General features: G+C 41.0%; 1 pseudogene. It reads left to right on the top strand.

Going from position 1 to position 3,297, the window contains the following annotated elements:
- A pseudogene (locus tag ACFILH_RS05850) lies at positions 1-3,297 on the top strand (hypothetical protein); the annotation flags it as partial.

Here is a 3,297-nt window from a genome sequence, read left to right as displayed (position 1 = left end):
CCACCGGAGGTGTTGATGCTGGAGGTAAAAAGATAACTGGAGTGGCAACGGGTACTGAAAGCACCGATGCGGTGAATTTTGCACAACTGAAGGAAATAAAAGAACAAGTAGCAGCCAGTAGTTTTATTAAACAAGATGTGCAGACGAAATACATCACCATTGGTAAGGATACAGATGGCGATAAAATCACTATTACCAATAAAGATAATAAGACCAGAATTCTTTCTGGCGTTGCAGGTGGCGCGGACGACACTGATGCCGTGAATGTTGCGCAGCTAAAAGCTCTAAAAGACTCTATAACTCCAAGTTGGGATCTCTCTGTTGATGGTGCAGATACGACGAGTGTTGATTCAACCAACCCAATGGATTTGGCAGCTGGAAGTAGCAACCTAAATATTACAAAAGGCAAAGAGGACAATAAGGTAAAATTTGATTTAGCAAAGGATATCACACTGGAGAGCGTAAAGGCAGGTACAAATACCTTAGATGCAACAGGCTTAGTGATAGCCAATGGTCCGAAAATAATCATTTCTGGGATAGATGCTGGGGGTAAAAAGATTACAGGAGTATCGGATGGCACTGGAGCGAACGATGCAGTTAATTTTTCACAGTTAAGCAAAACCAATGAGAGTCTTTCGTCCACAGCGAGAAATCTGGAAACGGCTATGGCGAATACATCAAAATATTTTGGTGGAGGTGCAGGAGTTTCTGGTTCTAGCGTGACGGAACCAACTTATAACTTATCCAAGATTGATAAGAAGGGTAATATAACAGAGGGCTCTTTTAATGATGTTGGGAGTGCTTTTGCAGGTCTTGATACAAATATCAAGAATGTGAATGCACGGATTAAAGAGGTTTCTGAAGGAGTAGCACAGGATTCTTTGTTATGGAATGATGAAGTCAATGCCTTTGTAGCGCGTCATGAGAAGAAGCAAGAAGAAAAAGGCAAAGCTGTCAGGACACAAGAAAACAGTAGAGTTACGTTTCTAGCAAATGGTGAGATTAGCGCTAAATCAACGGATGCTGTAACGGGTAGTCAACTTTATTCGCTGAACGAACAACTTGCAACTTATTTTGGTGGTGGTGCAGGTTATGATGAGCAAGGAAAATGGACTGCTCCAAGTTTTAAGATCAAGCAGTTTGGTGAGGATGGTACTTCTTTTGACAAGAATTATCAGAATGTAGCTGATGCACTTGCCGGTGTTGGAAGTTCTATCACGAATGTTCAGAATAAATTGACTGAACAGGTTAATAATGTGATTACCAAAGTGGAAAGTGAGAGCTTTGTTCAGCAAGATAAGACAACGAGTCGTCTCACTATTGGTGCAAAAGTAGGTGGCGCAGAAATCAATATTGCAAATGAAAGCGGTGCGGATCGGATAATTTCTGGTGTTGGGGAAGCAAAGAACAATAATGACGCTGTTAACAAAAGCCAGCTTGATAGCAATATCAAGAATGTCAATGATAATGTAACAAATAAGTTTAGCGAACTTACTAAAAACATAACGAATATTACTCAGCAAGTTAAAGGTGATGCTTTGTTATGGAACGATAAAGCTAATGCCTTTGTAGCACGTCATGAAAAGAGCAAAGAAGAAAAAGGCAGAGCTGTAAGAACACAAGAAAACAGTAGAATTACGTTTCTTGCCAATGGTGAGATTACCGCTAATTCAACGGATGCTGTCACGGGTGGTCAGCTTTATTCGCTGAACGAACAACTTGCAACCTATTTTGGTGGAGGTGCTAGTTATGATGAGCAAGGACAATGGAAAGCTCCAAGTTTTAAGGTTAAGACAGTGAAGGATGATGGTAAATCTGAAGAGATAGACTATGGCAATGTGGCGGATGCTTTGGCTGGAGTTGGTAATTCTGTTACGAATGTAAAAAATGAGATCAGCAAAGAGATTACGAATGTAGTGAGTGATAGCCTTGTTAAGCAGGATAGGATGGGTCTTATTACTATTGGTGCGGAAAGAGGCGGCAATAAAATCAATATTTTAAATCGTGATGGTGATGCTCGAATTCTTTCTGGTGTTAAGGCAGCGCAAAATGGAGACGAGGCAGTCAATAAAGCGCAGCTTGATGCAAGTCTGAAGGATCTTTCCAGCAGCCTTCAGTCTGATGATTCAGCAGTGGTTCTCTACGATAAAAAAGATGGTGATAATGGCGGCATTGATTACACGAGTGTAACTTTAGGTAAAGGTAAGGATGCAGGACCAGTTGCGCTTCATAATGTAAAAGAGGGTACCATTGCTGAAAATTCACGTGATGCAATTACGGGTAGCCAGATCAACACGATTTCTCAGAATGTGGCTAAATTCCTTGGTGGTGATGCAAAATTTGTTGGCAGTACGTTTACAGGACCAACCTACAAGTTATCGAAGGTTGATACGGATGGTTCGGTAGCAAGTGCTAGTTTTGAAAATGTTGGTAGTGCATTTACTGGTCTTGATGATAATATCAAGAATGTAAATGCACGGATTAAGGAAGTTTCTGAAGGGGTAGCGCAGGATTCCTTGAATTGGAGCGAGACTGCACATGCGTTTGTCGCGCGTCATGAGAAGAAGCAAGAAGAAAAAGGCAGAGCTGTAAGGACACAAGAAAACAGTAGAATTACGTTTCTAGCAAATGGTGAGATTAGCGCTAAATCAACAGATGCTATTACAGGTGGTCAGCTTTATTCAGTCAATCGGACGGTTGCTAGCTATTTTGGTGGTGGCGCTAGTTATGAGAATGGAGAATGGGTTGCCCCCACCTTCAAGCTTAAAACTGTCAATTCTGATGGTAGTGCTGGTGAGGAAAAGGTTTACAATAGTGTATCGGAAGCATTTGCTGGTGTTGCGAGTTCTATTACGAATGTTCATAATGATGTGACCAATGTAGTGAGTGATAGCCTTGCCAAGCAGGATGAAAAGACAAAAGTTATCAATATTGGTAAAGAAGTAGAAGGTACAGAACTCAATATCGCAAATAAGGAGCAGGCAGATCGGACACTTTCAGGTGTTAAGGCAGCAACGAAGAATAATGAAGCGGTTAACAAAGAGCAACTTGATCAAAGTTTAGAGAAGCTTTCTAGCAGCCTTCAGTCTGATGATTCAGCTGTTGTTCATTACGATAAAAAAGATGATGATAATGGCAGCATTGATTACACGAGTGTAACTTTAGGAAAAGGTAAGGATGCAGGACCAGTTGCACTTCATAATGTAAAAGATGGTACCATTGGTGAGAGTTCACATGATGCGATTAATGGTAGTCAGATCAACACAATTTCTCAGAATGTAGCTAAATTCCTTGGTG

The sequence above is a fragment of the Bartonella sp. CL435QHHD genome (assembly GCF_042195095.1).
Taxonomy (GTDB): Bacteria; Pseudomonadota; Alphaproteobacteria; order Rhizobiales; family Rhizobiaceae; genus Bartonella.
This window is presented reverse-complemented; position numbering and strand designations above follow the sequence as displayed.